We start from the raw sequence: 25,180 nt of genomic DNA on the forward strand, positions 1-25,180 counted from the left end.
TGTGGACGGGGTGGGTGAGGTTGCGTGGCGGGGCCTAGTTGCCGCCCTCCACCAGTTCCACCTCGATCGGCTGGAAGTCGGCGCCCATCACGTCCAGGCCCTCGGCCTCGACGTCCTCGAGCGCCTGCTCGATGTACTGCATGTCCAGCGCCGTCTCCGGCGGCGGTGCAGTGATCAGCGTCGAACCGGTCTCGTTCTGGGTCTGCAGGGCCATGTCCACGGTGTTGTCCCAGGTGCCCTGGTCGACGAGCCCGATGCCGTTCGTGGACGGCCAGATGAGCCGGTTCGTCTCGTTCGTCATCCACAGCTGGTGGCTCTCACCGAGGGTGGACCCGGCGTTCGTGACGATCGTGGCCGACTCCTCGGGGTTGTCCCTGGCGTAGACCCAGCCGCGGATGACCGCGCGCAGGAACGCGGTCGTGGTCTCCGCGAAGCCCTCCTCGTTGGCCAGCCGCTCGGTGTCCGCCCAGATCGCATCCTGCAGCATCGCCGACCCGACCTCGTTGTAGTCGATGATGTTCAGGTCCTCCGGCTGGTACAGCTCACCGGTGTCCGGGTTGAGGGTCTCGAGCACCTGCGCGTACTCGTTGTAGGTCATCGCCTGGGCGGCCTCGATGTCTCCGGAGAGGAAGCCGAGCATGTCGAAGCCCTGGGTGACGAGCTCGATGTCGTCGACCGTCAGACCCTCCTGGGTCATCGCGGCGAAGATCTCCCACTCGTTGCCGAAGCCCCAGGACCCGACCCGGCGGCCCTCGAAGTCCGCGATCGTCTCGATCCCGGAGTCCGCCATGGACAGCTGCAGTGTCCCGGACCGTTCGAAGATCTGCGCGATGTTCGTGATGTTCGCGCCCTGCTCGATCGACCCGAGCACCTTCGGCACCCACGCGATCGCGTAGTCGACGTCCCCGTTGACCAGGGCGTCCTGCGGCACGATGTCGCCACCGCTCTCGACGATCTCCACCTCGAGACCCTCGTCGGCGAAGAAGCCCTGGTCCTGTGCGGCGAAATAGCCCGCGAACTGGCCCTGCGTGAGCCATTGCAGCTGCAGCCGCACCTGGGTCAGTTCACCGTCGCCACCGGTCTCGCCCGATCCGGTGCCGTTGTCGCCACCGTCGTCGACGGTGCAGGCGGCCAGCAGCAGCGCTGCCGCGACCGCCCCGGCGCCGATCGCCAGTCGTCTTGAATGCCTCATCGTGGTTCCTTCCGTTGGGTGGTGCGAGTGCTTCAGGGCCCGACGGCGGTGGTCGCCTCAGGCCGGGCGGCGCCGCAGCGCGAGGGTCTCGACGGCGAGCGCGGCCAGGTAGAAGATCAGGCCGAGCACGATCGAGGCGAGGACGTAGGACCAGGCCCGCGCGTAGTCGCTGCCTGCCACGGACGCGGTGATGAACGTGCCGAGCCCACCCCGTGGGCCGCCGAAGTACTCGGCCACGAGGGCGGCGATCACGGAGAGTGAGGACGCGATCCGCAGGCCGGTGAAGATGAACGGGCGAGCAGTCGGCAGGGTCACGGTGCGCATGGCCTGCCGGCGGGTGGCGGCGTAGGCCCGCATCAGGTCCCGGTGCACGGGCCGGGTCTGACGCAGGCCGCGCAGCGTGTTCAGGAAGACCGGCACGAACACACTGATGCCGGCCACGACCTGCCGGGCGGACTGCAGGTCCGCGCCGAACATCGTGTAGAGCACCGGCGCGAGCGCCACGATCGGGATCACCGCCAGGGCCGCGACCAGCGGCACCGTCAGCTCGTCGAACACCCGGGCGTTCGCCGCCACCAGGGCCAGTGCGATCCCGAGGACGCTGCCGATGACGAGGCCGACCAGGGCGTTCCACCCGGTCACCAGGGCCGCGGACACCAGCACCGGGAGGTAGGCGAGCGTCTCGGCGAGGATGGCCGACGGACTCGGCAGCACCAGTTCCGGGATCGCCAGCACCGTGACCGTGGCCTGCCAGATCACGAGCGCCACGACACCGAGGACCACCGGTGGCAGCACCCGGCGGGCCACGAGGTTCATGTCGCCTCCCCGGAGCCGCCCGCACTGCCCGCGTGCAGGGCCTCCCGGATCGCTGTGACCGCCTCGAAGAACCGGGGGTCCTCCCGCAGGGCGTCGGTGCGCTGGCCGACCGGACCGAGCCCGGTGGTCACCGTGGTGGTGACCCGGCCGGGTCGCGGCGACATCACGACCACCCGGTCGGACAGGAACGCGGCCTCCGAGATCGAGTGCGTGACGAACACGACGGCGGCGCCGGTCTCGGCGCTGATCCGGGCCAACTCGGTCTGCATCCGTTCCCGGGTCATCTCGTCCAGGGCACCGAACGGTTCGTCCATGAGCAGCAGCCGGGGCCGCTCCGCCAGGGCCCGGGCGATCGCGACCCGCTGCTGCATGCCACCGGAGAGCTGGTCGGGGAACCGGGCAGCGAACTCGCTCAGTCCGACCAGGTCGAGCAGTTCGGCGGAGCGGGTCCGGCGTTCGGACCTGCCCACGCCGTGCAGTTCGAGCGGGAGTTCGACGTTCGCGGCCACGGTGCGCCAGCCGAGCAGCCCGGCCTGTTGGAACGCGATGCCATAGGCCTGGTCGAGGCGGGCCTGCGGGGCCGACGTCCCGAACACCCGAACCTCCCCCGAGGTGGGCCGCTCCAGGTCGGCGATGATCCGCAGCAGGGTGCTCTTGCCGCATCCGGAGGGCCCGATCAGGGACACGAACTCACCGGCGGCGACCGCCAGGTCGATGCCCTCGAGGGCCTGGGTCAGGCCGTCGGAGGTGGTGAAGGTCTTGTCCAGCCCGGCGACGGCGACGGCCGGCACACCTGCGTCGGCCCGCCCGGGAGGTGCCGTGGTCTCGGTGGTACTCATGCGGGTTCCTCTCCACGTCGGTAGCGGCGCAGCGCCAGGCCGAGCAGCGCGACAGCGCCGGCGGCGAGCAGACCGAGAACGATGGCGCCGAAGATCGGTGCCCAGGACTTCGGCGGGTCCCCGGCCGCCGACTGCGCGAACTCGAGGATCATCCGCCCGATCCCGCCACGCAGGCCGATGGACACCTCGGCCACGACGGTGCCGATGACGGCGTTCGCGGCAGCCAGGCGCAGGGCGGGCAGCAGATAGGGCACGCTCGCCGGCAGCCGGAGCCTGATCAGGGTCTGCCACCAGGAGGCCGCGTAGGAGCGGAGCAGGTCGGCGTGGATCGCGTCCGGGGACTTCAGGCCGCGCAGGGCACCGACCGCCACCGGAAAGAACGCCAGGTAGGACGCGATGACCGCGACCGACATCCAGTTCTCCCAGGAGATCGGTCCGACGGACAGCCGTGAGCCCCAGTTCCGCACGAGCGGGGCGAGCGCGATCAACGGGACGGTCTGGGACAGCACCACCCAGGGCAGCACCGCCGACTCCGCAGTACGCAGCCGCTGCATCAGCAGGGCCAGGGCCAGGCCCACGCTCACTCCGATGACCCAGCTCAGCGCGGCCACCCCGAGGCTGAAGGCTGCTGCCTTGGCGGTGGCCACCCAGAGCAGGTCCGCCCCTTCGGCCCGGGTCACCGGTTCGGTCAGCCGGACGGCCATGTCCCACAGGTGCGGCATCGCGATATCCGTGGTCCGTGGCAGGATCCGCACCCCGGCCACCACCACCCCGTCGTCCGGGCCGATGAACTTGTAGGCCTCCCATGCCACCCCCACGGCGAAGACCCCGAGCACCCCCATCAGCACCCGCCGCGTCCGGCCGGTCCGCTCGTGGGGCGGTGTGGTCAGGGCCGCCGCGGGGTCGGCGGTGCGCTCGGCGACCGCGGTCGCCGTCGTGTGCTCGCTCATCGGCGGGCCCGTCCGCCGATCGCGACCGGCGGCCTCATACGGCGGCGAACCGGTCGATCACGTGCGCGCCGTAGGCCTCCAGGGTGGCGTCGATGGCGTCGTGCTGGAGATAGGCGGCGAACTGGTCCACGCCGAGGTCGGCCAGCACCCGGAGCTTGGCGAGGTGCTCCTCCGGGGTGCCGATGATGCAGAACCGTTCCACGATCTCGTCGGGCACGAACGTGGTGTGGGTGTTCCCGGCCCGGCCGTGCTCGGCGTAGTCGTAACCCTCGCGGCCCTTGATGTAGTCGGTCAGGGCCTGCGGCACGACTCCCGCACTGCCGTCGCCGTAGCGCGCGACGATGTCGGCGACGTGGTTGCCGACCATCCCCCCGAACCACCGGCACTGCTCCAGCGCATGCGCCCGAGCCTCCGGTCCGCCGTCGGGCAGCACGTACGCGGGTGCGGCCACGCAGAACGCGATAGCACTCGGATCCCGGCCCACGGCCTCGGCGGCGGCGCGAACGGCGGTGATCATCCACGAGGCGATCTCCGGGTCGGCCAACTGCAGGATGAACCCGTCCCCCACCTCTCCGGCCAGGGCGAGCGCCTTCGGCCCGTACGCCGCCACCCACACCTCGAGCTGGGACGACGTGATCCACGGGATCCGCAGCGTCTTCTCGCCCACGGTGGCCTGCCGGCCGTTGGCGAGCTCCCGGATCACGCCGACCGACTCCCGCAGGCTCGCGAGGGTGGTCGGCCGCCCGCCCTGCACCCGCACGGCCGAGTCCCCCCGCCCGATCCCGCAGATGGTGCGATTGCCGTACATCTCGTTCAGGGTGGCGAACATCGACGCCAGGACGCTCCAGTCCCGGGTGGCCGGGTTGGTCACCATCGGCCCGACGAGCACCCGCTGCGTGCGGGCGAGCATCGCCGAGTAGATGACGAACGGTTCCTCCCACAGCACGTGCGAGTCGAACGTCCACACATGGGAGAACCCGGCCTCCTCCGCGGCCACGGTGAGGTCGACCACGCGCGAGGCGGGCGGGTTGGTCTGCAGGACGATGCCGAGATCCATGTGCGCTCCTTCGCGGTCAGATCAGGTACTGGGACAGGCCGCGCTTGATGTACCGGCCGTGTCCCGCGCGCCCGCGGTACTCACCGTCGTCGACCACCACGGTGCCCCGGGAGAGCACCGTGTCCACGTGACCGTCGATCTCGAAGCCCTCCCATGCGGAGTAGTCCATGTTCATGTGGTGGGTCTTGCCGAGCCCGATGGACGTGTGCCCGTTCGGGTCGTAGACCACGACGTCCGCGTCGGCACCGGGTTCGATGACTCCCTTGCGCCCGTACATGCCGAACATCCGCGCCGGGGTGGTGGACGTGATCTCGACCCACCGTTCCAGGCTGAGCCGGCCCTCGACCACGCCCTGGTAGAGCAGGTCCATCCGGTGCTCCACCGAGCCGATGCCGTTCGGGATCTTCGAGAAGTCCCCGACGCCCATGTCCTTCTGGTCCTTCATGCAGAACGGGCAGTGGTCGGTGGAGACCATCTGGATGTCGTTCGTGCGCAGGCTCCGCCACATGTGGTCCTGATGGCCCTCGGCCCGGGCCCGCAGCGGCGTGGAGCAGACCCACTTGGCACCCTCGAAGCCGGGCGCACCCAACTGCTCCTCGAGCGAGAGGTACAGGTACTGCGGGCAGGTCTCGCCGAAGACGTTCATGCCGCGGTCCCGGGCGGACATGATCTGCTCCACGGCCTGCTTCGCGGACACGTGCACCACATACAGGGGCGCCCCGGTGACGTCGGCGATCATGATCGCCCGGTGGGTGGCCTCCTCCTCGGCCTGCCAGGGGCGGGAGATCCCGTGGTAGTACGGGTCGGTCTTGCCCTCGGCGATCAGTTGCTGCACGAGCACATCGATCATGGCGCCGTTCTCGGCGTGCATCATCATCATCGCGCCGTTGTCGGCCCCCTTCTGGAACGCCCGAAGGATCTGGCCGTCGTCGGAGAGGAACACCCCCTTGTAGGCCATGAACAGCTTGAAACTCGTGACGCCCTCGCTGACGAGCTCGTCCATGGCGCTCAGCGAGGAGTCCTGCACGTCGGAGAGGATCTGATGGAACCCGTAGTCGATGGCGCAGTTGCCCGCAGCCTTCTCGTGCCAGAGGTGGTACTGGTCCAGGACGTTCTGATCCGGGTACTGGACCACGAAGTCCACGATCGAGGTGGTGCCGCCCCAGGCCGCGGCCCGGGTGCCGGTCTCGAACGTGTCCGAGGCGAAGGTGCCGCCGAACGGCATCTCCATGTGGGTGTGCGCGTCGATCCCGCCGGGGATGACGTACTTGCCGCTCGCGTCGATGACGGTGTCCACTGTTGTCCGCAGGTCCGAGCCGAGCACGGTGGAGCCGGGCTCGAGCAGTGCGACGATGCGCTCGCCGTCGATGAGCACGTCGTACTCGCGGCGACCGGTGCTGGAGACGACGGTGCCTCCGCTGATCAGGGTGGTGGCCATGGGGTGCTCCTCTCAGGTCCGGATCCGGTTCAGGGCTTGGGGATCGAGGTGTAGGACTCGGGCCGGCGGTCCCGGTAGAACTGCCAGTCGTTGCGCACCTGGCGGATCAGGTCCAGGTCGAGGTCGCGGATCACCACCTCCTCGTGCTCGGCGGAGCCGAGGTCCCCGATGTGGTTACCGCGCGGGTCCACGAACTGGCTGGAGCCGTAGAAGGTCACGGCGAGGTCCCCGTACTCGTTGTCCTCGGTGCCGACCCGGTTCGGGGCGGCCACGAAGTAGCCGTTCGCGGCAGCCGCGGCGGGCTGTTCGATCTCCCAGAGCCGGTTCGACAGGCCCGGCTTGGTGGCGTTCGGGTTGAACACGATCTGGGCGCCGTTCAGGCCGAGCTCGCGCCAGCCCTCGGGAAAGTGCCGGTCGTAGCAGATGTAGACCCCGACCGGGCCGACGGCGGTGGCGAACACCGGGTAGCCGAGGTTGCCCGGCCGGAAGTAGAACTTCTCCCAGAACTTGTCGAGGTTCGGGATGTGGTGCTTGCGGTAGGAGCCGAGGATGGTGCCGTCGGCGTCGACCACGACGGCGGTGTTGTAGTAGACGCCGGGCTGCTCCTCCTCGTAGATGGGCAGGATCATCACCAGGGCGAGTTCCTTGGCGAGGGCGGCGAAGCGCTGCACGATCGGCCCGTCCGCCGGCTCGGCGTAGGCGTAGTACTTGGGATCCTCGGTGATGCCGAAGTACGGGCCGTAGAACAGCTCCTGGAAGCAGATGATCTGCGCCCCCTGTTCCTTCGCGTCCCGGGCGAACTGCTCGTGCTTGGCGACCATCGACTCCTTGTCACCGGTCCAGGTCGTCTGCGTGATCGCAGCGCGTACGACGGTCATCCCGCTCTCCCATCCTCCGGGCGGGCGGTCGATCGATCCGCGCCCGGTACGTGTCCGGTCATTCTTTGACGTACGTGTTACGGCGGCATTTCACTCGGTGTCTCGCATGTGACACGCCGTCGTGCCAGCCCCAACGTAACGCGAGGGAGGTCACCATGGCACGAATTTCCTCCGGCCGGGGCGGGTACCGATCCGTGAGCCCCCGATGCCTACCCTCCGGGCGGACCGGAGGAATCGTCCATCGCCGACCCGGCACCTTGGCGCCGACGGTAGGAGTCAGCCGACGGGCGCGCAGGTGTACTGCAGCTCGGCGCCGTCATGCTGCACGTAGTGCAGCCCGGTGAAACCATGTCCTCCGACGAACTCCACGCTGACCTGACTCTCGTCCTCGTCGAGCTGGAACAGCGTGGACGTCAACCTCGTCCCGTTCGCCGCCTCGACGACGATGTCGATGCTGCGACCCTCCGGCGCATCACCGATGTACCGGGCGGCCAGTGTCATGGTCGCGAAATCCAGGACCTCGGGTCCACTCGCCCCGCCGATCCTCGGGACGACGAGCGTGCGGCTCTCCTCACCAACGTCAGAGCCGGCCTGGGGCCGGTACTTCGCGGCGCACTCGATCGCATCCGGTGGCGTTGCCTGCGGCTCGGGCGCAGCAGTGCAGGACACGAGCAGGGCGCCCGCGGCCGCCCACCCGAGGAAGGTCACCGTCCGTGGCGCGCTGACCTGCGTGATCGAGCGGGTCATGGACACTCCTCGATTTGGGGTTTCGGGGCTTCGGCCGCCCGTCGCTCGGTGGCTCTCGGCTCGTGCCGGCTCAGAGCCCGACGCCGCGGGCCACCTGCGTGTTCGAGGCCTGCGCGACGGGCCGAATCGTGAGCGAGTCGATGTTGACGTGCCGCGGCCGGGTCAGAGTCCAGGTGATCGCATCCGCGACGTCCTCGGCGAGCAACGGGTTCGCGACGCCGTCGTAGACGGCCGCGGCCCGGGCCGGGTCGCCGAGCCGGTTCACCGCGAACTCCTCCGTGCGCACCATTCCCGGGGCGACCTCGATCACCCGGATCGGCTCGCCGTTCAGTTCCAGGCGGAGGGTGTTCCCGAGCACCCGCTCGGCGTGCTTGGCGGCCACGTACCCGGCGCCGCCGGGATAGGTGCCGTGCGCCGCGGTGGAGGTGAGCAGCAGGATGTCCCCGCCTCCGTCGGCCCGCAGCTGCGGCAGCAGCGCCTGCGTGACCCGCAGGGTCGAGGAGACGTTGATCCGGAACATCTCCTCCCAGTCCGCCACCGATCCGGACTCGACCGGATCGGCGCCACGGGCGCCGCCGGCGTTGTTCACGAGGGCGTCGAGCCGTCCGCCCTCGGCGACGGCCTTCGCCAGGGCAGCCACGTCCTCGTCGCGGGTGAGGTCGGCGACGACGTACTCGGCACCGGTCTCGGCGGCCAGCGCCGCCAGCCGGTCGGACCGGCGGGCGGTGGCGACGACGGCGTACCCCGCCGTCCGCAGGGAGCGCACCGTCGCGGCACCGATGCCGGTGGATGCGCCGGTGACGACCGCGCGCCGCACGATCGGCGCGTCGGGTCCCGTGGTGGGTGGCTGGCTCATGGCGTCATGGTGCTACCGGCCCCGGCCGACCGGTAGCACCGTCCATTGGATGGACTGGATGGATGCAGGCGGCCGCGGTCCCCGGGGTCAGAGGTAGCCGCAGGCGCTGCCCCAATTCGTGTAGTGGCCGAGCCCGACGTAACGCCAGAACCGGGCGCTGTAGTTCGTGCTGGCTCCCGAGTACACGCTCACGCTGCGCTGCACGCCGTAGGTGTATCCGGACACGCCACTGCTGACGAGCTTCGGGGAGGACCCGCAGCTCTTGTAGATGCTCATGTATCCGGAGATGCTGCCGCCGCCGTAGTAGGCGAAGCTGCTCACCACGTAGTTGCCGCTGCGGTACACGCAGAGCGAACCGGGGCCGCTCGTCGTGGAGCAGTCGGCGCCGGTCGCGCCGAATCGCTGGGTGTGCGCCTGGGCCGTCGCCAGACCCTGGGTGGTGGAGCCGAAGGTCGTGGTGCGCGCCGGTGCGCAGTCCTCACGACGGTCGACAACGGGCAGCAACACGTCCGCCGGTGCGCCGATCTGGGCGGCGACCTCTGGCATGGTGGTGTCGGTGATCTCCACCGAGAGCAGGGTGCAGCCGCGCTGGGCCGCGTCCGCCGCCCAGTCGGTGGCACGGGCGGTCGCGCGTTCGGCCTCGGACCACGCATACCACTCGGCGTCGGTCGCGTCGGCCGCCGGCTGGCCTGCGGCCTCGGGCTCCAACGGCTCGGCATCGGCCGAGGCCGGCGCCACCAGGAGCACCCCCGCCAGCAGGGCCGCTGCACCGGCGACCGCGGCAGCGGTGGCCCTCATTCGTGAGGTACTCACGTACTCCCCCTTCGCCGGTCTCTCGACCGGGGTTGGTTCCAGTTGTCTCGTGCCACCACGATCGTGACACAGATCACGTGTGTAATCACCCCAGGGGTGCCGGACATATCAGGTTGTAGGGGACGGGGAGAGGGTGGATGAAGGCCACGCCGGAGGAGCGGTTCGAGTCGTTGTACTGGACTCACCACCGTGAGCTGTTGGCCTTCATCCGCCGTCGGACCTCGCCGAACGTCGCGGAGGACATCCTGGCCGAGACGTTCGTGGTCACATGGCGACGGATCGAGGAGGTGCCGATGGAAGCGCGACCGTGGTTGTTCGGCGTCGCCCGGAATTCGATCCGGAACTACCTGCGCGCGGACGGTCGGCAGCAGGCGTTGCGGATCCGGCTCGAGCAGGAGCCGCCGGAGGCGCAGCCGGACCTCTCGGTGGCGATCGCCAGCCGGGCGGACCTGGTCACCGCCTGGAACCTGTTGACCGACTCCGAGCAGGAGGTCATCGCGCTGACCGCGTGGGATGACCTCAGCAACAGCGAGGCCGCGACGGTGCTGGGGTGCACCAAGAGCGCGTTCGCCGTGCGCCTGTTCCGGGCGCGCAGACGCCTCCTCCATCTGTTGGAGCGCACCGGGACCGGATCCTCGCGTTCGGGTCCGCGGCGACAGGCGCAGGGGAGCCAGTCATGAGCGACAACAACTCGACGCTGCTGCGTGCCGTGCAGCAGCTTGACCCGCAGGCGAACCCGGACCCGGTGGACAGCGACGCCCTTCTGGCGCGGGTCCGGTTGGCGATCGCGGACGCTCCTGCGGAGATGCCGGACCTCGCGCCGAGGCCGGTGCCACGGACCACCCGACGGGTCGTGGTCGGAGCGGCGGCCACGATCCTTCTCGGCGCCGCCGTCTACACGGTCGCGAATCCGGCCCAGCCGCCCGCGTACGCCTCCTGGACGCCGACCCCGACGGAACTCACCGCCCCGGTGGCTGCCGAGCGCGCCGTCGAATGCCCGACGGTGGAGGTCATGCAGGGCCCGCCCGAGGACCCCACCGACATGACCGACATTCCGCTCACCATGAATCTGGCCGAGGAGCGCGGCGACTACACGTTCGCGGTGTCCTCGGGGGTCGGCGCCGAGGGGGAGAGCGCGTACAGCGTCTGTCTCATCGAACCGGACCGCATCACCGCGCAGGGGGAGGTCCTGCCGGCGGATGCGCTGACGCCCCCGGCCGCGTCCGACGTTGTCGTGCTGAACTCGAGCATCGACTGGAGTGTGAGTTCCGAGGAGGACGCCATCACCTACCTGGTCGGAACCGCCGGTGCGGACGTGACGGGCATCGATGTGAACGCTGTGGCCGGCAGCTTCGCCCACGCCTCGCTCGCCGACGGCTGGTGGGCCGTGTGGTTCCCGGGCGACGTGGACCTGACCACCGATCTGACCGTGACCACGAGCGACGGCACCACCCGGGAGGTCGCCGCGGTGCCGGGCAGCTCGGACGACACCGGCGATCCGGAGGACACCGACTGAGTCGGAACACAACCGAACAAGTCTTGGACGGCCCGGTCGGCACGCCGATCGTGCAGGTCCGGGCACCGGAGTGGGGAGGGCCATCCGGCGCCCCACGGGGCCGGCCGCGCGGGGGCGCGGCCGGCTCCCGTTGTAGGGTGGGAGACCACGGACACCGGGGCTGACTGTGCCCCGAGTTTGACCGGCCCGATCTGGCCGGCGGGTCCTTTGCGCATCCCCGAGATCCCACCCGCGCTGGAGCCTGCCCATGTCCCATGCTCGTCCCGTCGCCGCGCGCCCGGCCGCGGCGTTGCCCCTCGTCCTCGCCCTGGCCGCCTGCTCGGGCGGCGCCGCACCGGACCCGCCCGGCGCCGTGCCGCAGGAGTCGACCGTTCAGGCCGAGGTCGGGTACCCGGTGACCGTCGACAACTGCGGCACGGAGGTGTCGCTGGAGGCGCCACCGGAACGCATCGTCACCATCAAGTCGGCCCCGACGGAGATGGTCCTGGCGCTCGGCCTCGGCGACCGGCTCGTCGGGACCGCGTTCGCCGACGGTCCGCTCCCGGACGACCTGGCCGACGCCGGAGCCGACGTTCCCGTGCTCGCCGAGCAGGCGCCGTCGTCGGAGGTGGTGCTGTCCACCGAACCGGACCTGGTCTACGCGGGCTGGGAATCGAACCTGAGCGCCGAGACGGCCGGCGACCGGACCGCACTGGCCGACCTGGGCGTGGCCACCTATGTGAGTCCTGCGGCGTGCCTCGAGGAGGGCTACCAACCGGACCCACTCACATTCGACGGCGTGTTCGCCGACATCATCGAGGCCGGGGACCTGCTCGGGGCCCCCGACGCGGCCGCGGACCTGGTGGCCGCACAGCAGGAGGAGCTGGCGGCCGTGGCGCCGTCGGACTCCGGGCTGAGTGCGCTCTGGTACTCCTCGGGCTCGGACACCCCGTACGTCGGAGCCGGGATCGGCGCGCCCCAGATGCTGATGGACGCGATCGGCGTGGAGAACATCGCCGCGGACATCGACGACTCGTGGTCCTCGCTGTCCTGGGAGGCGATCGCCGACGCCGAGCCGGACCTGATCATCCTGGTCGACTCCGCCTGGAACACGGCCGAGTACAAGATCGGCCAGCTGGAGGCGAACCCGACCACCGCGGCGCTGCCCGCGGTGCAGGAGGGGCGGTACCTGATCGTGGACTTCCCCGCCACCGAGGCCGGGGTGCGCAGCGTCCCGGCCGCGACCGAGCTCGCCGACCAGCTGGCGCAGCTGGAGTCGGGACCCGGCTCATGACCCGGCTCGACGTCGAGGCGGCTCGGGCGCCGCAGGAGCTCCGTTCGGGTGCGCCGTCCGCTCGACCGGCCGGCGCGACCTCCGCGGCCGCCGGACCCGACCCTGCGGTACCCCGGCCGGGCCCCGGGGCCACGCCCCGGCGGCCCGGCCGGATCCTGCTCTGGCTGCCGGCCGCGATCGCGGTCCTGGTCGTCTCCCTCCTGGTGTCGTTGACGATCGGTCCGGCGCAGATCACCGTCGCCGAGATCGTCGGGTCCGCATGGCACCACGTCCTGGCCTGGCTGCACGGTCTCGGGCTCGGCGTGGACGTGCCGCCCAACCCACTCACCGAGATCCGTGACGCGATCATCTGGTCCGGCCGCGCACCCCGGCTCGCCACCGGCGCGTTCGTGGGTGCCGGGCTCGCCCTGTGCGGCGGGGTGATGCAGGCGATCACCCGCAATCCGCTCGCGGACCCGTACCTGCTGGGGGTGTCCTCCGGCGCCGCCCTCGGCGCGGTCGCGGTGCTGCTCCTCGGACTCGGTCTGGCCCTGCCCGTCGCGGCCTTCGGTGGGGCGCTGCTCGCCCTCGGCGCCACCCTCGCCCTGGCCGGGCTCGGCGGGCGGCTCAGCCCGAACCGGACCGTGCTGGCCGGGATCGCGGTGGCCCAGGCCTGCTCGGCACTCGTGTCCTTCACGATCTTCGCCGGCGCCCGCGGCGACGCCTACCGGGAGATCATCAACTGGCTGATGGGGTCACTGGCGGGCCGGACCTGGGCCTCCGTCGCGATCGCCGGGATCGCGACCGTCGTGATCGGCGTCGTGCTGCTCGGGTTCGGGCGCACGCTGGATGCGTTCGCGTTCGGGGACACGTCCGCCGCCTCCCTCGGCGTGCACGTGGTGCGGACCCGGTGGGTGCTGCTGACGCTCACGGCACTGCTCACCGGCGCCCTGGTCAGCGTCAGCGGAGCGATCGGTTTCGTCGGGCTCGTCCTGCCGCACGTGGTCCGGCTCCTGATCGGTGGGCGACACCTCCGCCTGCTCCCGGTCGCGGCGTTCGGCGGGGCCACGTTCCTGATCTGGGCCGACACCGCGGCACGGACCGTGTTCGCACCCCAGGAGGTCCCGGTCGGCATCCTCACCGCCGCGATCGGTGCCCCGGTGTTCGCGTGGCTGCTGGTCCGCTCGAGGAGGACCGCATGAGCGGCGCACCGGACGCGACGGTGACCGTCGCGGACCTGTGGGCGAGCGAGTTGCGGTACCGGATCAACGCGGCCGAGATCCTCGGCGGCGTGGACGTGAGCGTGCGCGCCGGGCAGATCACCGGGGTGCTCGGGCCGAACGGCTCCGGGAAGTCGACGCTGCTGCGGCTGATCGTGGGCGCCCTGGTGCCCTCGAGCGGTCACGTGCACCTGCTCGGCCGGGACGTGGCCCGGGTGGGCCGGCGCGAGCGGGCCCGCCAGGTGGCATTCGTCGAGCAGGAGGCGCACGCCGAGGTGGACCTACCGGTCCGGGACGTGGTGCTCCTCGGCCGGACCCCCCACCGGCCGGTGTTCTCCGGCGACAGTGCCACGGACCTGGACCTGGTCGAGTCCACGCTCCGACGCGCGGGTGCGCTGGAGCTGGCGGACCGGGCCTACGCGACGCTGTCCGGTGGGGAGAAGCAGCGGGTCCAGATGGCCCGGGCCCTGGCCCAGACACCGCGGGTGCTCCTCCTCGACGAACCGACGAACCACCTCGATGTCGCCGCCCAGCTGCAGGCACTGACGCTGGTCCGGGAGGTGGCCGCCGCCGGCACCGGCGTACTGATGGCCATCCATGACCTCGCCCACGCCGCCGCGGTCTGCGACGACGTCCTGGTACTGCACGAGGGCCTGGTGGTCGCCGCCGGGCCCCCGCGGGAGGTGCTCACCCCCGGGCTCATCGCCGCCGTGTACGGCGTGCACGCCGAATGGGTCGACGGCGAACACGGGGCCGCTCTGGTGTTCTCACCACTGCGCGGCGAGGGTACGGCTCACCACCATCGGGCGATGCTGGCGGAGTCCTTGCGACGGTAGGTTGGGCACCATGCCCTTGAGCGACGGACGGCGCTGGCGCCTCGACATCCCCCGCCCGAGCGTGAAGACCCTGAGCACGGCCGCCCGATGGTGGCTCGCGGCCACCGTGGCGGCCCACCTCGGGGCGGCCGTCACCGTCATGACCGTCGACCACATCCGTAAGCGTCGGACCCCGCTGGCGGGCGAGTTCCCCCGCACCCCACCGGGCACCGTGCCGGTGGCGGACTCCGAGGTGACCACCTACACCTTCGGTGCGGACGTGTTCGACGCGATGCTCGACTCGATCAACAACGCTAAGCACACGATCCTGTTCGAGACCTACATCTGGAAGGCCGACGAGGTCGGGCACCAGTTCAAGGACGCACTCATCGCCGCCGCCCGGCGGGGCGTGGACGTGTACCTCATCTGGGACACGTTCGGGAACCTGGTGGTCGATCCGCGCTTCTACCGGATGCCGGACCTACCCACACTGCACGCGCTCCGGTTCCCGCTGTTCCGCGGCGGCTTCCTCACCCTGAATGTGCGCAAGACCGGCCTCGACCACCGCAAGATGCTCGTGGTGGACGGCGAGACCGGCTACGTCGGCGGGTACAACATCGGGTCGCTGTACCGCACCCAATGGCGCGACACCCACGTACGCGTCGAGGGGCCGTCGGTCTGGGAGCTGCAGAACGCCTTCGTCGACTTCTGGAACGACCACCGCCGCTCGTTCCACCCGGAGCTGCCGGACACCGGGGCGCACGGCTGGGAGCCCCGGATCCGTGCCGCCCAGAACGAACCGAGCCGGTTGTTGTTCCCGGTCCGCGGCCTCTACCTGGAGGCGATCGACCGGGCCGAGTCCCACGTGTACATCACGCAGGCGTACTTCATCCCGGACCGGGAGATCCTGGCCACCCTGATCGCGGCCGCGCGGCGGGGCGTCGACGTGCGGGTGCTCATCCCGGAGGTCTCCAACCACGTCCTCGCGGACTGGGCCGCACGGACCTACTACACCCGCCTGCTGGAGGCCGGGGTCACCCTGTGGCTGTTCAAGGGCGCCATGGTGCACGCCAAGACCATGACCGTGGACGGTCGCTGGTCCACGATCGGCACCACGAACATCGACCGGATGTCGATGACCGGGAACTTCGAGGTGAACCTCGAGTTCTACGACGACGACCTCGCCGCGCAGATGGAGCGCGTGTTCACCACCGACCTGACCAACGCCCGCCAGCTCACGCACGAGGAGTGGACCGGACGGAGCCGGGGGACGCGGGTCCTGGAGTACCTGACCAAGCCGTTCGGGCCGCTGCTCTAGCCCGGAGCCCACCTCGGTCTAGACGCCCGTGAGGGCGTAGTGGGGCTCCGGTGGCAGTTCGACGGCGATCGCTTCCCCCGGCCGGACGGTGCCGCTGCGCGCCACGACACCCATGACCCCGGCGAGCTTGTGCACCTGCCCGGAGTCGTCCTTGCGGAGCACCTTCTTGAGCAGTCCGGGCTGGAAGTCGTTGATCTGCTGGCACGGGTTCCGCAGCCCGGTCACGATGACGACCGCGTCCGCGATGTGCAGCCGGGCGCCGACGGGCAGGTCGAGCAGGTCGATCCCCACCGTGGTGATGTTCTCGCCCAGCTGCCCGGGCCCGACGCGGTGCCCCGTCATGCCGAGCTCCTCGAGGAGTTCGGCGTGGATCAGGTGCACCTGACGCAGGTTCGGCTGACTGGGGTTGGCGGCCACCCGGCTCCGGTGTCTCACCGTGGTACCCGCGTGGGCATCCCCTCGGACGCCGACGCCCTCGACGAGTTCGATCTGCGGGGTGGTGGACTTGCTGAAGGTGTGGGTCGGGCTGACGTGGACCGAATCGACTCGTGCGCTCATGGGGTGGTGATCCTCGGCGGGTCGGCGGACTCGGCCCGTGCCTGGTCGCGAAGCCCGCGTGGTGGAACGGTCAGTTGCCGGTGCGGAACATGTCCTCCTCGGGCGGGCGGATCGCGACGGCGGCGCCGTCACCGTCCTCCTGGGTGACCAGGTGCCCGAGGCCGCGGACCACGGCGAACGGGCGTCCCTTCGCCTTGCCGCGGACCAGGTCCGCGGCCCCGGCGATCTCGTCGGCGACGGCGATCACGCTGGCCCGCAGGTCCCGGCCCTGCATGTCCTGCTGGCCGCGCAGGTCCTCCAGCACGTTCAGGCCGGCCGCGCCGATCGAGATGTCGGCGATGCCGCGCCGCCACGGGCGACCCACGGTGTCGGTGACCAGCACCCCGGGCCGAACCCCGAGCCGGGCGTTCAGGCCGCGCCGGATCCGGCGGGCTGAGGCGTCCGGGTCCTCCGGCAACAGCAGCACGGTACCGGGCAGCACGTTCGAGGCGTCCACCCCGGCGGCGGCCATCACCAGGCCCTGCTTGTTCTCCACGATCCGTAGCGTGGACCCGTCCGGGTACTCGCGGGTGGCCACCACCCGCACCGTCTCGGCGGTGATCGCGGCCTCGCGGTCCTTGCCGGCCACCAGGCGGCCCTCCGCCTTGGCGACGATCTTGGAGGCGATCACGATGATGTCCCCCTCGGCCGGCCCGGTCGAGCCGTCGGGCCAGGTCAGGGCGGCGAGCAGCGGGGTGAGCAAGGCGGCCAGGTCCGTTCCGGACGTGACCTCACCGACGCCGTCGGGCGCTTGGACGAGCAGCATTCAGCGGACCACCTTGGGCAGGACGTCGCGGCCGAAGGTCTCGATCCATTCGGTCTGGTTCCGGCCGACGTTGTGCAGATAGATACGGTCGAATCCTAGGTCCGCGTAGGCCTGGATCGCACGCAGGTGCACCTCCGGGTCCGCGGAGACCACCATCCGGCCCTCGAAGTCCTCCGGTCGCACCATCTTCGCGACCTGGGCGAACTCGAACGGTGAGCGGATGTCCGCCTTCGGGAACCGCATCGCCCCGTTCGGCCACTGGGTCATCGCGTTCGCGAGGGCCACCTCGTCGGTCTCGGCCCAGGACAGGTGCAGCCGGACCACCTTCGTCATCGACGCCGGATCCCGGCCGGCCTCCTTCGCGCCGGCGGCGAACCGCGCGAGCAGGGTAGCCACCTTGTCCACCGGTGCACCGATCGTGATCAGGCCGTCCGCATGCTTTCCGGCGCGGCGCGCGGTCACCGGCCCACCCGCGGCGATCAGGATCTCCGGCGCGACCTCGGGCATGGTCCACAGCCGGGTCGACTCGAGTTTGAAGAACTCGCCGGAATGCTTGTAGTCCCGGCCGGCCAGTGAGTTCGAGAACAGCCGCGCGATGAGGTCCACGGCCTCGAACATCCGGTTGATCCGCTCCGGCGCCTCCGGCCAGTAGCCACCGACGATGTGCTCGTTGATCGCCTCCCCGGAGCCGATGCCGAGCCAGTGCCGACCCGGGTACATCGCCGCCAGCGTCGCGCTCGCCTGCGCCACCATCGCCGGATGCCACCGGAACGTCGGCGCACTCACGCCGGGACCGAGGTCCCCGGCGGTCCGCTCCCCCAGCGCCGCCAGCACGTTCCAGACGAACGACGCCTGCCCCTGCGCCGGCACCCACGGCTGGTAGTGGTCGGCCGCCATCACCCCGGAGAACCCGTGTGCCTCCGCCTGTGTGGCGTAGGAGAGCACCTCCCTCGGGTGGAACTGCTCGAGCATCGCCGCGTAGCCGATGGTCAACGTCATGGACGCGAGCCTAATGGGCACACCGGGACGCTTATCGGGAATGCTTCTCACCCGAGAGTGGTTGTTCGTGGTGCCGGCGGATCGCCGGCTCAGTGGTGCGGTGAGACCGCGCAGAAGGAGAAGTGTCGATGGCCTCGACCAGCAGGAGCGTCCGGCCGAAGATCACATTGCGATCGACGGCGGGGACCGGCTATCAGTACGTATCGGAGAAGAGTCGGCGCAACGACCCCGACCGGATTGTGCTGAGCAAGTACGACCCGCGGGTGCGGCGGCACGTGGAGTTCCGCGAGGCGCGCTGAGGCCGCCGGGTCGCCCGCCGCGGTGGAGGAGTCAGGCCCCGGCCCGAGGAATCAGTCCCCGGCGACCCCTTCGGTCCACTCCCCCGGGAGTTCCTGGGCCGGGTTGGCGACCCGCACCTGCGGCCAGAGCGCGGCCCAGCCGGTCTCGTCGAACGCCCCGTCCGGGCAGACGAACCGCAACTCGGTGGTGTCCAGGTAGGCGGTGCCCCAGTGGTCCAGCATCACCTCGGTGCGGGCCGCTCCGCGGACCTCGGCGCCGTCCGTGTTGGTCCAGCCGGACATCAGCAGGTTGGTCCGGTCCTCCTCGGCCGTCTCGGACGAAGGCCCGTTGTAGAGGGCGAGGTCGGCGGCCGCGGTGGCTCCGGTGGCCCCGTCCGCGGCCTGATGGCCCGTGAGCGTGGTGGCCGACAGGTCGCGAGCATCACCGGCCTCACGCGGGTTGACGGGCTCCCCGCCCGCACTCGCCCGGGTCAGGTACGTGCACTGGCCGACCAGGACCTCCTCCCAGCCGTCCTCGGTCACCGCGCCCGCGGTCCGGGTGTAACCCGGCGGCGGGCGCAGCAGCGTCGGTGGCGTGGGCTCGGGCGTGACCCCAGGGTCGGTGGGCGGGTCGGAGGGCTCCGGGGACGGTGACGTGGTCGGCTCCGCCGAGGTGGGGTCCGGCGACGGCGTCACGCCGGGATCGGCGGTGGACGGCTCCGGTGTCGTCGTGGTGGCCGGGTCGCTGGGGTCCGACGGGCCGGAATCATCCGGCGGCGTGGGGCTCCCACCCGGAGCCTCAGTACCGCCCGGTGTCGTGGCCGGCGGCGGGTCCCCCGGTTGGTGGTCGGTGCTGCCGGGTTCGGGCGTGGTCGGCTGGGGGGAGGACGGGACCGGTTCCTCCGGCGGGAGGGTGCGCTCGGCGGCGCAGCCCGCGAGCGTCAGACCGGCCACGAGGGTCAGCCCGACGACGGCGCGGCGCACCCGCGACACTCCCGCCATAGACATCCCCTCGGTCTGCTGATTCATCCCCCGCGCCCGTGGCGCCGCCCCCCGGCGATTCCGAGTGTGCCATGGCCGCGGAGGAATGACACCAACCTGTGGGATGACTCACGCCGCGTGCAGGACCGCCGCGATCTGCGGGCTGGCGGCCAGGTAGCCGTCCACGAGCCGGCGGGCCAGGTCCACCGAGTCCACGAGCGGGTGGGTCCCGAACGCGCGCCAGGCGAGCTCGCGCGAGCCGGTGCGAGCGGCCTCGATGAGTTGCCGGTCGGCCGCCTTGACGGCGGTGACCAGGCCCAGTTCGTCCAGGCTCAGCGGCGTCGGCGGCGTCATCGGGTGCACTCCCGCGGAGTCCACCCGGCAGGGCACCTCGATCACGGCGTCGTCGGGCAACGTCGGGATGATGCCCTTGTTCGCGACGTCCAGGATCATCGAGGCCCGCTCACCCGAGCGCAGGGCGGCCATCAGGTCAACGGCCACCTCGTGATAGCCGCCGCCCTCCACGTCCGCCTGCTCCCGTTCGCCGTCGCGGGCCTCGGCCATGTACGTGGCCTCCCGTTCGTGCAGGGTCTGGTCCCAGGCCGCACGGGCCGAACCGGCCCCGGTGCCCGCCCGGGCGTAGAACGTCGACTGCTGCGCGTCGAGGAACTCCCCGCGGGTCTGCTCGGCGCGGGAGATCCGAGCCGCCGCCTCCCGGGCGTAGTAGTAGTAGTAGAGGTATTCGTTCGGGATCGCGCCGAGCGCGCGGACCCACTCCGGGCCGAGGGTGCGCGCCTCCTCGATCGAGGCGAGCAACCCGTCGTCGGCGAGCAGTTCGGGAAGGCGGTCGACCCCGTCGACCACCAGCGAGTGCAGCCAGCCGAGGTGATTCAGCCCGACGTAGTCGACCACCGTCCGGTCGAGGGCCACGCCGAGCGTGCGGGCCACCCGCCGGACCAGTCCGATCGGGGTGTCGCAGATGCCGATGACCCGGTCCCCGAGGTGGGTGCGCATCGCCTCGGTGATGATGCCCGCGGGGTTCGTGAAATTGATGGTCCAGGCCTGCGGCGCGAGTGCCGCGATGCGGGCGGCGACGTGGTCCATGACCGGCACCGTGCGCAGGGCGTAGGCGAGACCACCGGCGCCGATCGTCTCCTGGCCGAGCAGCCCGAGGTCGAGGGCGACCCGCTCGTCGACGGTGCGGCCGTGCGTGCCGCCCACCCTGATCGCACTGAACACGACGTCGATGCCGTCGACGGCGGAGTCAAGGTCGGGCGCGAGGCTCACCCTGGGCGCGTGCGGCAGATCGGCGGCCAGGCCGTCCAGGACGGCCGCCATGGTGCGCAGCCGCGAGGCGTCGGTGTCCTGCAGCACCACCTCGGTGGTGTCCACGCGATCGTGGGCGCGGGCCAGCGCCGAGTAGACCAGCGGCACCCGGAACCCCCCGCCGCCGAGGATGGCAATTCTCATGTCCGCAACGTAGCCCACCATGGCAGACTCGCTACTCACCATGATTTACCCCACTCGTCCGCCCGGCCCCGCCCCCGTCACCCCCACGCTCGACGTGCTGCTCGCCGGGACGGTGTTCTTCGACCTGGTCTTCACCGGGTTCCCGAACGCACCCGCGCCGGGCACCGAGGTCTGGACGGAGGGCATGGGGTCCTCACCGGGGGGCATCGCGAACCTGGCCGTGGCCACGGCCCGACTGGGCCTGCGCACCGGCCTTGCCGCCGGTTTCGGCGACGACCTGTACGGCGACTGGATGTGGTCGGTCCTGCGCGACCAGGAGCATGTGGACCTGAGCCGGTCCCGTCGCTTCCACGGCTGGCACACCCCGGTCACGGTCTCCCTCGCTCTCGACGACGACCGCTCGATGGTCACCCACGGGCACCCCGCCCCCGAGCCGATCACCGACCTGCTGTCGCCGCCGCCGCGCACCCGCGCGGTCCTCGCGGACCTCGGTGACCGCGAGGTGCGGAAGGCCTCCTGGTGGCGCGACGCGGCCGCCGACGGCGCGCTGGTGTTCGCCGACGCCGGCTGGGACCCGGAGCAGCGGTGGGACCCGCAGATCCTCACCGACCTCGCGCACTGCCACGCGTTCACCCCGAACGCCGACGAGGCCATGGGCTACACCCGCACCGACACCCCGGAGGCCGCCCTGGTGGCGCTCGCCGAACACGTGCCGCTCGCCGTGGTCACCCGCGGGTCGCGCGGAGTGATCGCCATCGACTCCTCCACCGGCGAACGGGCCGCGGCGCCGTCACTGCGCGTCGGGGCGATCGACCCGACCGGCGCCGGCGACGTGTTCGCCGCGGCGCTGGTGCTCGGCACCCTGCGCGGCTGGCCGCTGCTCAAGCGGCTGCGGTTCGGGGTGCTGTGCTCGGCGCTGGCCGTTCAGCAGTTCGGTGGCTCCCTGGCCGCACCCGGCTGGGGCGACCTCACCGACTGGTGGCGCCTGACCAAGGAGGCCGCGGGCGCCGGTGACCCGAACTCCCGGGAGACCGTGACGCACTACGGCTTCATGGACGACTGCCTGCAGGGGGTCGACACCCGGCGGGTACGCCGCGCCGAGGCCACCATCGCCCGGTTCTCCGACGCGGATGTGGCCATCGACGAACCCGTCGCCCAACCCTCGCTGCGCTATCCGCCGCCGCCCCCACGACCTGACGCTCCGCCGTCGACCCGCTGATCACACCCCCCGAACGCAAGGACGACCATGAACCTCAAGACCCTGAAGATCTCGACGGCGGTGCTCGCCGCCGGCGTGCTGCTCGCCGCCTGCGCGCCCGGCTCGGGCGCCGGCGACCCGACGGAGCCCGAGGACCGGGAGGTCTCCACCGATCTCGCCGCCCTCGGGGACGTCACCCTGACCGTCTGGGACCAGGAGACCCGCGGCGGCCAGAACGAGCAGATGGAACGGCTCAACGACGCGTTCATGGAGGCGTACCCGAACATCACGATCGAGCGGACCTCACAGTCCTTCGACGACCTGGAGACCACGCTGCGCGGCGCCATCACCGCCGACGACGCCCCGGACGTGGTGCAGGCGAACAACTCGCGCGGCACCATGGGCGCGTTCGTCGGCGCCGGCCTGCTCCGGGACCTGACCCCCTACGCGGACGAGTACGGCTGGGCCGACCGGTACCCCCCGTCGGTGCTGGCGGCGTCGACCTATTCCGCGGACGGCGTGACGTTCGGCGAGGGCAACATCTACGGACTACCGCAGGTCGGTGAGATCGTCGGGGTGTTCTACTCGCGGACGGCGCTGAGCGCCGCCGGGATCGACGAAGCGGCCCTGCGCGAGGGCACGTGGGCGGACTTCACGGCGGCGCTGGCGACTGCGCATGCCGCCGGTCAGGTGCCGATCCAGCTCGGCAACCTGGACGGCTGGCCGGCCGTGCACGTGTTCGGCCCGATCCAGGGCCAGCACGTGCCCGCCGACCAGATCGCCGCACTCGGGCAGGGCAACGCCGGCGCGTCCTGGCTGACCCCCGAGAACGAGGCCGCGGCCGCCGAACTGCAGTCCTGGGTCGACTCCGGCTACTTCAACGAGGGCCCCAACGGCACCGACTACGACGCCGCCTGGGCCACGTTCGGCGAGGGCACCGGCACGTTCCTGATCGGCGGGTCCTGGCTCGCGGCGGACCTCGAGGCGGCCATGGGTGAGGACGTCGGCTTCATGTCGCCGCCGCCCGCGGAGACCGGGGGCCAGCGGGCCACCACCGGCGCGACCGGACTGCCGTTCGCGGTGACCGAGGCGAGCGCGAACGCCGACGCCGCGGCCGGGTACATCGACTTCATCACCAGTGACGACGCGATGGCGATCCTCGCCGAGACCGGCAACATGCCCGTGAACCGGACCGCCGAGCTGGCTCCGGAGTCCGGCGTGAACGCGGACATCTTCGCCGCGTTCGGCGACGTCAGCGAGAACGGGCACCTGCTGCCCTACCTGGACTGGGCGACCCCGACCATGGGCGACACGATCGGCGCGGCGCTGCAGGACCTGATCGCGGGCCAGACCGACCCGGCGCAGTTCACGCAGGCGCTCGAGGACGACTACAGCGCGTTCGTCGAGCAGGGCTGAGCGGGTTTGAACAGGTTGCCGGGACCGACGGCGGTGGGCCGGGTACCGGGGGTGGGTGAGCGATGAGGCACCAGCGCCGCTACCTGCCGTACCTGTACCTGACTCCCGCCCTGCTGCTCTTCGGCACCTTCCTGCTCTACCCGCTGGTGCGGTCGGCGCAGTTCTCGCTGTTCTCCTGGGACGGGCTGGGGGCCTCGGAGTTCGTCGGGTTCGACAACTACGTCGAGCTGTTCACCGACGAGGTGCTTCGGGCCGCGTTCGGGCACGCGCTCGTGCTGATCCTCTTCTTCAGCGTGCTGCCGCTGGGGCTCGGCCTCGTGATCGCGGCGATCCTGAACCGGGGCCAGGTGCGGGGCCTGGGGCTGTTCCGGACCGTGGTGTTCCTGCCCCAGGTGCTCGCGATGGTCGTCGTGGCCGTCGCCTGGCGGCAGATCTACGCACCGAACGGCACCCTGAACACGGCGCTGCGCGCCGTCGGGCTCGACGAGCTCACCCGCACCTGGCTCGGTGACTACACCTGGACCCTGCCGGCGGTGGGCATGGTGGGCACCTGGGTGCAGACCGGGCTGGTGACGGTGCTGCTGCTCGCCGGAATGGGCCGGGTTCCGCGGGACCTCTTCGAGGCGGCCCGACTCGACGGCGCGGGTGCGGTCCGGGAGTTCTTCGCGATCACGCTGCCGAGTGTGCGCGGGGAGATCGCGGTGGCGCTGACCCTGACGATCGTGGCCGCCCTGAAGACGTTCGACCTGGTCTACGTGACCACCGGCGGCGGTCCGGGCAACTCGACCACGGTGCCCGCCTACGAGGTGTTCCAGCGGGCGTTCCGGGAGGGCGCGGTGGGCTCGGCGGCCGCGATCGCCATCGCCCTGACCGCGATCATCTTCGTGCTGAACGTGATCGTGAACCGGATCGCCGAAGGGCGGGAGGAATGAGCACCTCCGCCGCCGAGCGCGCCGTCAACTACGTGATCCTCATCGTGTTCGCCGCGTTCGCGCTCGCCCCGATCGTGACGGTGCTGGCCGCGGCCCTCTCACCGCAGTCCGGCGCCGAGTCCGCCGGGCTCGCTGGCCTGCACCCGGGCAACTTCGTGGACGCCTGGAGCGAGGGTGAGTTCTCCCGGTACCTGCGCACCTCCGTGCTGGTGGCCGTGACCGTGGTGTCGGTGGCCGTGATCGCGTCCATCCTGTCCGGGTTCGCGTTCGGCACCATGAGGTTCGGCGGGTCCCGGGTGCTCTTCTACCTGTTCCTGCTCGGCATCATGGTGCCGGCCGAGGCGATCGTGGTGCCGCTGTTCTACGACCTGCGCGAGGTCGGCCTGACGAACACCCTGTGGGCGGTGGCGCTGCCGCAGATCGCCCAGTCGATCGCGTTCGGCACCTACTGGATGCGCGCGTACTTCCGCACCAGCCCACCCTCGCTGATCGAGGCCGCCACCCTCGACGGGGCGAGCCCGCGCCGGGTGCTGTGGTCGATCCTGGTGCCGATCGGCCGGCCGGCCGTGATGACGCTGACCGTCCTGGCGTTCATGTGGACCTGGAACGAGTTCCTGATCCCGCTGGTGATGAGCCCGAACGGGGACTTCCGCACGGCGCCGCTGGCCCTGGCGATCTTCAAGGGCCAGCACGTGCAGGCGACCGCGCTGCTGGCCGCGGCCGCGGTGCTGGTGGCGCTGCCCGTGGTCATCGTGTACCTGTTCGCGCAGCGGCACTTCATCCGGGGCATGCTGGAGGGTGCCGTGCGCGAGTAGCGGACGTAATCTGGGACCCCG

At 71.1% G+C, this 25,180-nt stretch carries 26 protein-coding genes; 11 read left to right on the forward strand and 15 right to left on the reverse strand.

Features of this window, described 5'->3' with window-relative positions; all coding sequences use genetic code 11:
* Positions 1-34: 34 nt before the first annotated feature.
* From EXU48_RS03175 to EXU48_RS03220, 10 genes are all read right to left on the reverse strand, one after another.
* Positions 35-1,192: an ABC transporter substrate-binding protein gene (locus tag EXU48_RS03175; protein ID WP_133106153.1), complete on the reverse strand. Its 1,158-nt coding sequence runs from the start codon at positions 1,190-1,192 to the stop codon at positions 35-37.
* A 57-nt stretch (positions 1,193-1,249) separates the two neighbouring features.
* A complete protein-coding gene (locus tag EXU48_RS03180) occupies positions 1,250-2,008 on the reverse strand; it encodes an ABC transporter permease (protein ID WP_133106154.1) in 759 nt (252 codons plus the stop codon).
* On the reverse strand, positions 2,005-2,847 hold the full coding sequence (locus tag EXU48_RS03185; protein ID WP_133106155.1) for an ABC transporter ATP-binding protein: 843 nt from the start codon (positions 2,845-2,847) through the stop codon (positions 2,005-2,007). Before EXU48_RS03185 ends, EXU48_RS03180 begins: the two co-directional genes overlap by 4 nt.
* Positions 2,844-3,797, reverse strand: coding sequence for an ABC transporter permease (locus tag EXU48_RS03190; RefSeq protein ID WP_133106156.1), 954 nt, complete (start codon positions 3,795-3,797; stop codon positions 2,844-2,846). The genes EXU48_RS03185 and EXU48_RS03190 overlap by 4 nt, the downstream gene beginning before the upstream one ends.
* A 34-nt stretch (positions 3,798-3,831) precedes the next feature.
* Positions 3,832-4,854 (reverse strand): TIGR03842 family LLM class F420-dependent oxidoreductase, encoded by a 1,023-nt coding sequence (locus EXU48_RS03195; RefSeq protein ID WP_133106157.1) that lies wholly within the window; start codon positions 4,852-4,854, stop codon positions 3,832-3,834.
* A gap of 16 nt (positions 4,855-4,870) precedes the next feature.
* Positions 4,871-6,292: a dihydropyrimidinase gene (hydA, locus tag EXU48_RS03200; RefSeq protein ID WP_133106158.1), complete on the reverse strand. Its 1,422-nt coding sequence runs from the start codon at positions 6,290-6,292 to the stop codon at positions 4,871-4,873.
* Positions 6,293-6,321: 29 nt separating this feature from the next.
* Complete coding sequence (locus tag EXU48_RS03205) at positions 6,322-7,170, reverse strand: nitrilase-related carbon-nitrogen hydrolase (RefSeq protein ID WP_133106159.1); 849 nt, start codon at positions 7,168-7,170, stop codon at positions 6,322-6,324.
* Between the two features lie 276 nt (positions 7,171-7,446).
* Positions 7,447-7,917, reverse strand: coding sequence for a hypothetical protein (locus tag EXU48_RS03210; RefSeq protein WP_133106160.1), 471 nt, complete (start codon positions 7,915-7,917; stop codon positions 7,447-7,449).
* 70 nt (positions 7,918-7,987) lie between these two features.
* Positions 7,988-8,773, reverse strand: a complete 786-nt coding sequence (locus EXU48_RS03215; protein WP_133106161.1) for an SDR family oxidoreductase — start codon at positions 8,771-8,773, stop codon at positions 7,988-7,990.
* An 87-nt stretch (positions 8,774-8,860) separates the two neighbouring features.
* Complete coding sequence (locus EXU48_RS03220) at positions 8,861-9,586, reverse strand: hypothetical protein (RefSeq protein WP_133106162.1); 726 nt, start codon at positions 9,584-9,586, stop codon at positions 8,861-8,863.
* 137 nt (positions 9,587-9,723) lie between these two features.
* Here EXU48_RS03220 and EXU48_RS03225 point away from each other — a divergent pair, with 137 nt between their 5' ends.
* From EXU48_RS03225 to EXU48_RS03250, 6 genes are all read left to right on the forward strand, one after another.
* Positions 9,724-10,266 (forward strand): RNA polymerase sigma factor, encoded by a 543-nt coding sequence (locus tag EXU48_RS03225; protein WP_133106163.1) that lies wholly within the window; start codon positions 9,724-9,726, stop codon positions 10,264-10,266.
* The gene (locus tag EXU48_RS03230) at positions 10,263-11,102 is read left to right on the forward strand and encodes a hypothetical protein (RefSeq protein WP_133106164.1); all 840 of its coding nucleotides are present in this window, start codon (positions 10,263-10,265) and stop codon (positions 11,100-11,102) included. Before EXU48_RS03225 ends, EXU48_RS03230 begins: the two co-directional genes overlap by 4 nt.
* A gap of 247 nt (positions 11,103-11,349) precedes the next feature.
* Positions 11,350-12,375, forward strand: a complete 1,026-nt coding sequence (locus tag EXU48_RS03235; protein WP_133106165.1) for a putative F420-0 ABC transporter substrate-binding protein — start codon at positions 11,350-11,352, stop codon at positions 12,373-12,375.
* Positions 12,372-13,556: a putative F420-0 ABC transporter permease subunit gene (locus EXU48_RS03240; RefSeq protein ID WP_133106166.1), complete on the forward strand. Its 1,185-nt coding sequence runs from the start codon at positions 12,372-12,374 to the stop codon at positions 13,554-13,556. The genes EXU48_RS03235 and EXU48_RS03240 overlap by 4 nt, the downstream gene beginning before the upstream one ends.
* Complete coding sequence (locus EXU48_RS03245; protein WP_133106167.1) at positions 13,553-14,410, forward strand: ABC transporter ATP-binding protein; 858 nt, start codon at positions 13,553-13,555, stop codon at positions 14,408-14,410. Before EXU48_RS03240 ends, EXU48_RS03245 begins: the two co-directional genes overlap by 4 nt.
* Before the next feature lie 10 nt (positions 14,411-14,420).
* Positions 14,421-15,707 carry a phospholipase D-like domain-containing protein gene (locus EXU48_RS03250; RefSeq protein WP_207947614.1) on the forward strand — a complete coding sequence of 429 codons (1,287 nt, stop codon included), beginning with the start codon at positions 14,421-14,423 and terminating at the stop codon, positions 15,705-15,707.
* 18 nt (positions 15,708-15,725) lie between these two features.
* Here the strand turns inward: EXU48_RS03250 and EXU48_RS03255 are convergent, their stop codons facing one another.
* The 3 genes from EXU48_RS03255 to EXU48_RS03265 all read right to left on the reverse strand — a co-directional run bounded on the left by EXU48_RS03255 (position 15,726) and on the right by EXU48_RS03265 (position 18,069).
* Positions 15,726-16,265 carry an MOSC domain-containing protein gene (locus EXU48_RS03255; protein WP_133106168.1) on the reverse strand — a complete coding sequence of 180 codons (540 nt, stop codon included), beginning with the start codon at positions 16,263-16,265 and terminating at the stop codon, positions 15,726-15,728.
* A 70-nt stretch (positions 16,266-16,335) separates the two neighbouring features.
* On the reverse strand, positions 16,336-17,070 hold the full coding sequence (gene cofE, locus EXU48_RS03260) for a coenzyme F420-0:L-glutamate ligase (protein ID WP_133106169.1): 735 nt from the start codon (positions 17,068-17,070) through the stop codon (positions 16,336-16,338).
* Positions 17,071-18,069, reverse strand: coding sequence for a TIGR03557 family F420-dependent LLM class oxidoreductase (locus tag EXU48_RS03265; RefSeq protein WP_133106170.1), 999 nt, complete (start codon positions 18,067-18,069; stop codon positions 17,071-17,073).
* 128 nt (positions 18,070-18,197) lie between these two features.
* Between EXU48_RS03265 and rpmG the strand changes: the two genes are divergently transcribed.
* A complete protein-coding gene (gene rpmG, locus EXU48_RS03270) occupies positions 18,198-18,368 on the forward strand; it encodes a 50S ribosomal protein L33 (RefSeq protein WP_133106171.1) in 171 nt (56 codons plus the stop codon).
* Between the two features lie 51 nt (positions 18,369-18,419).
* Here the strand turns inward: rpmG and EXU48_RS03275 are convergent, their stop codons facing one another.
* Together EXU48_RS03275 and EXU48_RS03280 are read right to left on the reverse strand one after the other, a co-directional pair.
* On the reverse strand, positions 18,420-19,376 hold the full coding sequence (locus EXU48_RS03275; protein ID WP_133106172.1) for a hypothetical protein: 957 nt from the start codon (positions 19,374-19,376) through the stop codon (positions 18,420-18,422).
* A gap of 81 nt (positions 19,377-19,457) precedes the next feature.
* Positions 19,458-20,798, reverse strand: coding sequence for a family 4 glycosyl hydrolase (locus tag EXU48_RS03280; protein ID WP_133106173.1), 1,341 nt, complete (start codon positions 20,796-20,798; stop codon positions 19,458-19,460).
* Between the two features lie 40 nt (positions 20,799-20,838).
* Between EXU48_RS03280 and EXU48_RS03285 the strand changes: the two genes are divergently transcribed.
* From EXU48_RS03285 to EXU48_RS03300, 4 genes are all read left to right on the forward strand, one after another.
* Positions 20,839-22,017: a carbohydrate kinase family protein gene (locus tag EXU48_RS03285; protein WP_165962670.1), complete on the forward strand. Its 1,179-nt coding sequence runs from the start codon at positions 20,839-20,841 to the stop codon at positions 22,015-22,017.
* A gap of 27 nt (positions 22,018-22,044) precedes the next feature.
* Positions 22,045-23,412 (forward strand): extracellular solute-binding protein, encoded by a 1,368-nt coding sequence (locus EXU48_RS03290; protein WP_133106175.1) that lies wholly within the window; start codon positions 22,045-22,047, stop codon positions 23,410-23,412.
* A 62-nt stretch (positions 23,413-23,474) separates the two neighbouring features.
* Positions 23,475-24,344 carry a carbohydrate ABC transporter permease gene (locus tag EXU48_RS03295; protein WP_133106176.1) on the forward strand — a complete coding sequence of 290 codons (870 nt, stop codon included), beginning with the start codon at positions 23,475-23,477 and terminating at the stop codon, positions 24,342-24,344.
* Positions 24,341-25,159, forward strand: coding sequence for a carbohydrate ABC transporter permease (locus EXU48_RS03300; protein WP_133106177.1), 819 nt, complete (start codon positions 24,341-24,343; stop codon positions 25,157-25,159). The genes EXU48_RS03295 and EXU48_RS03300 overlap by 4 nt, the downstream gene beginning before the upstream one ends.
* Positions 25,160-25,180: the final 21 nt, after the last annotated feature.

This window comes from Occultella glacieicola (assembly GCF_004353825.1).
GTDB lineage: Bacteria > Actinomycetota > Actinomycetes > Actinomycetales > Beutenbergiaceae > Occultella > Occultella glacieicola.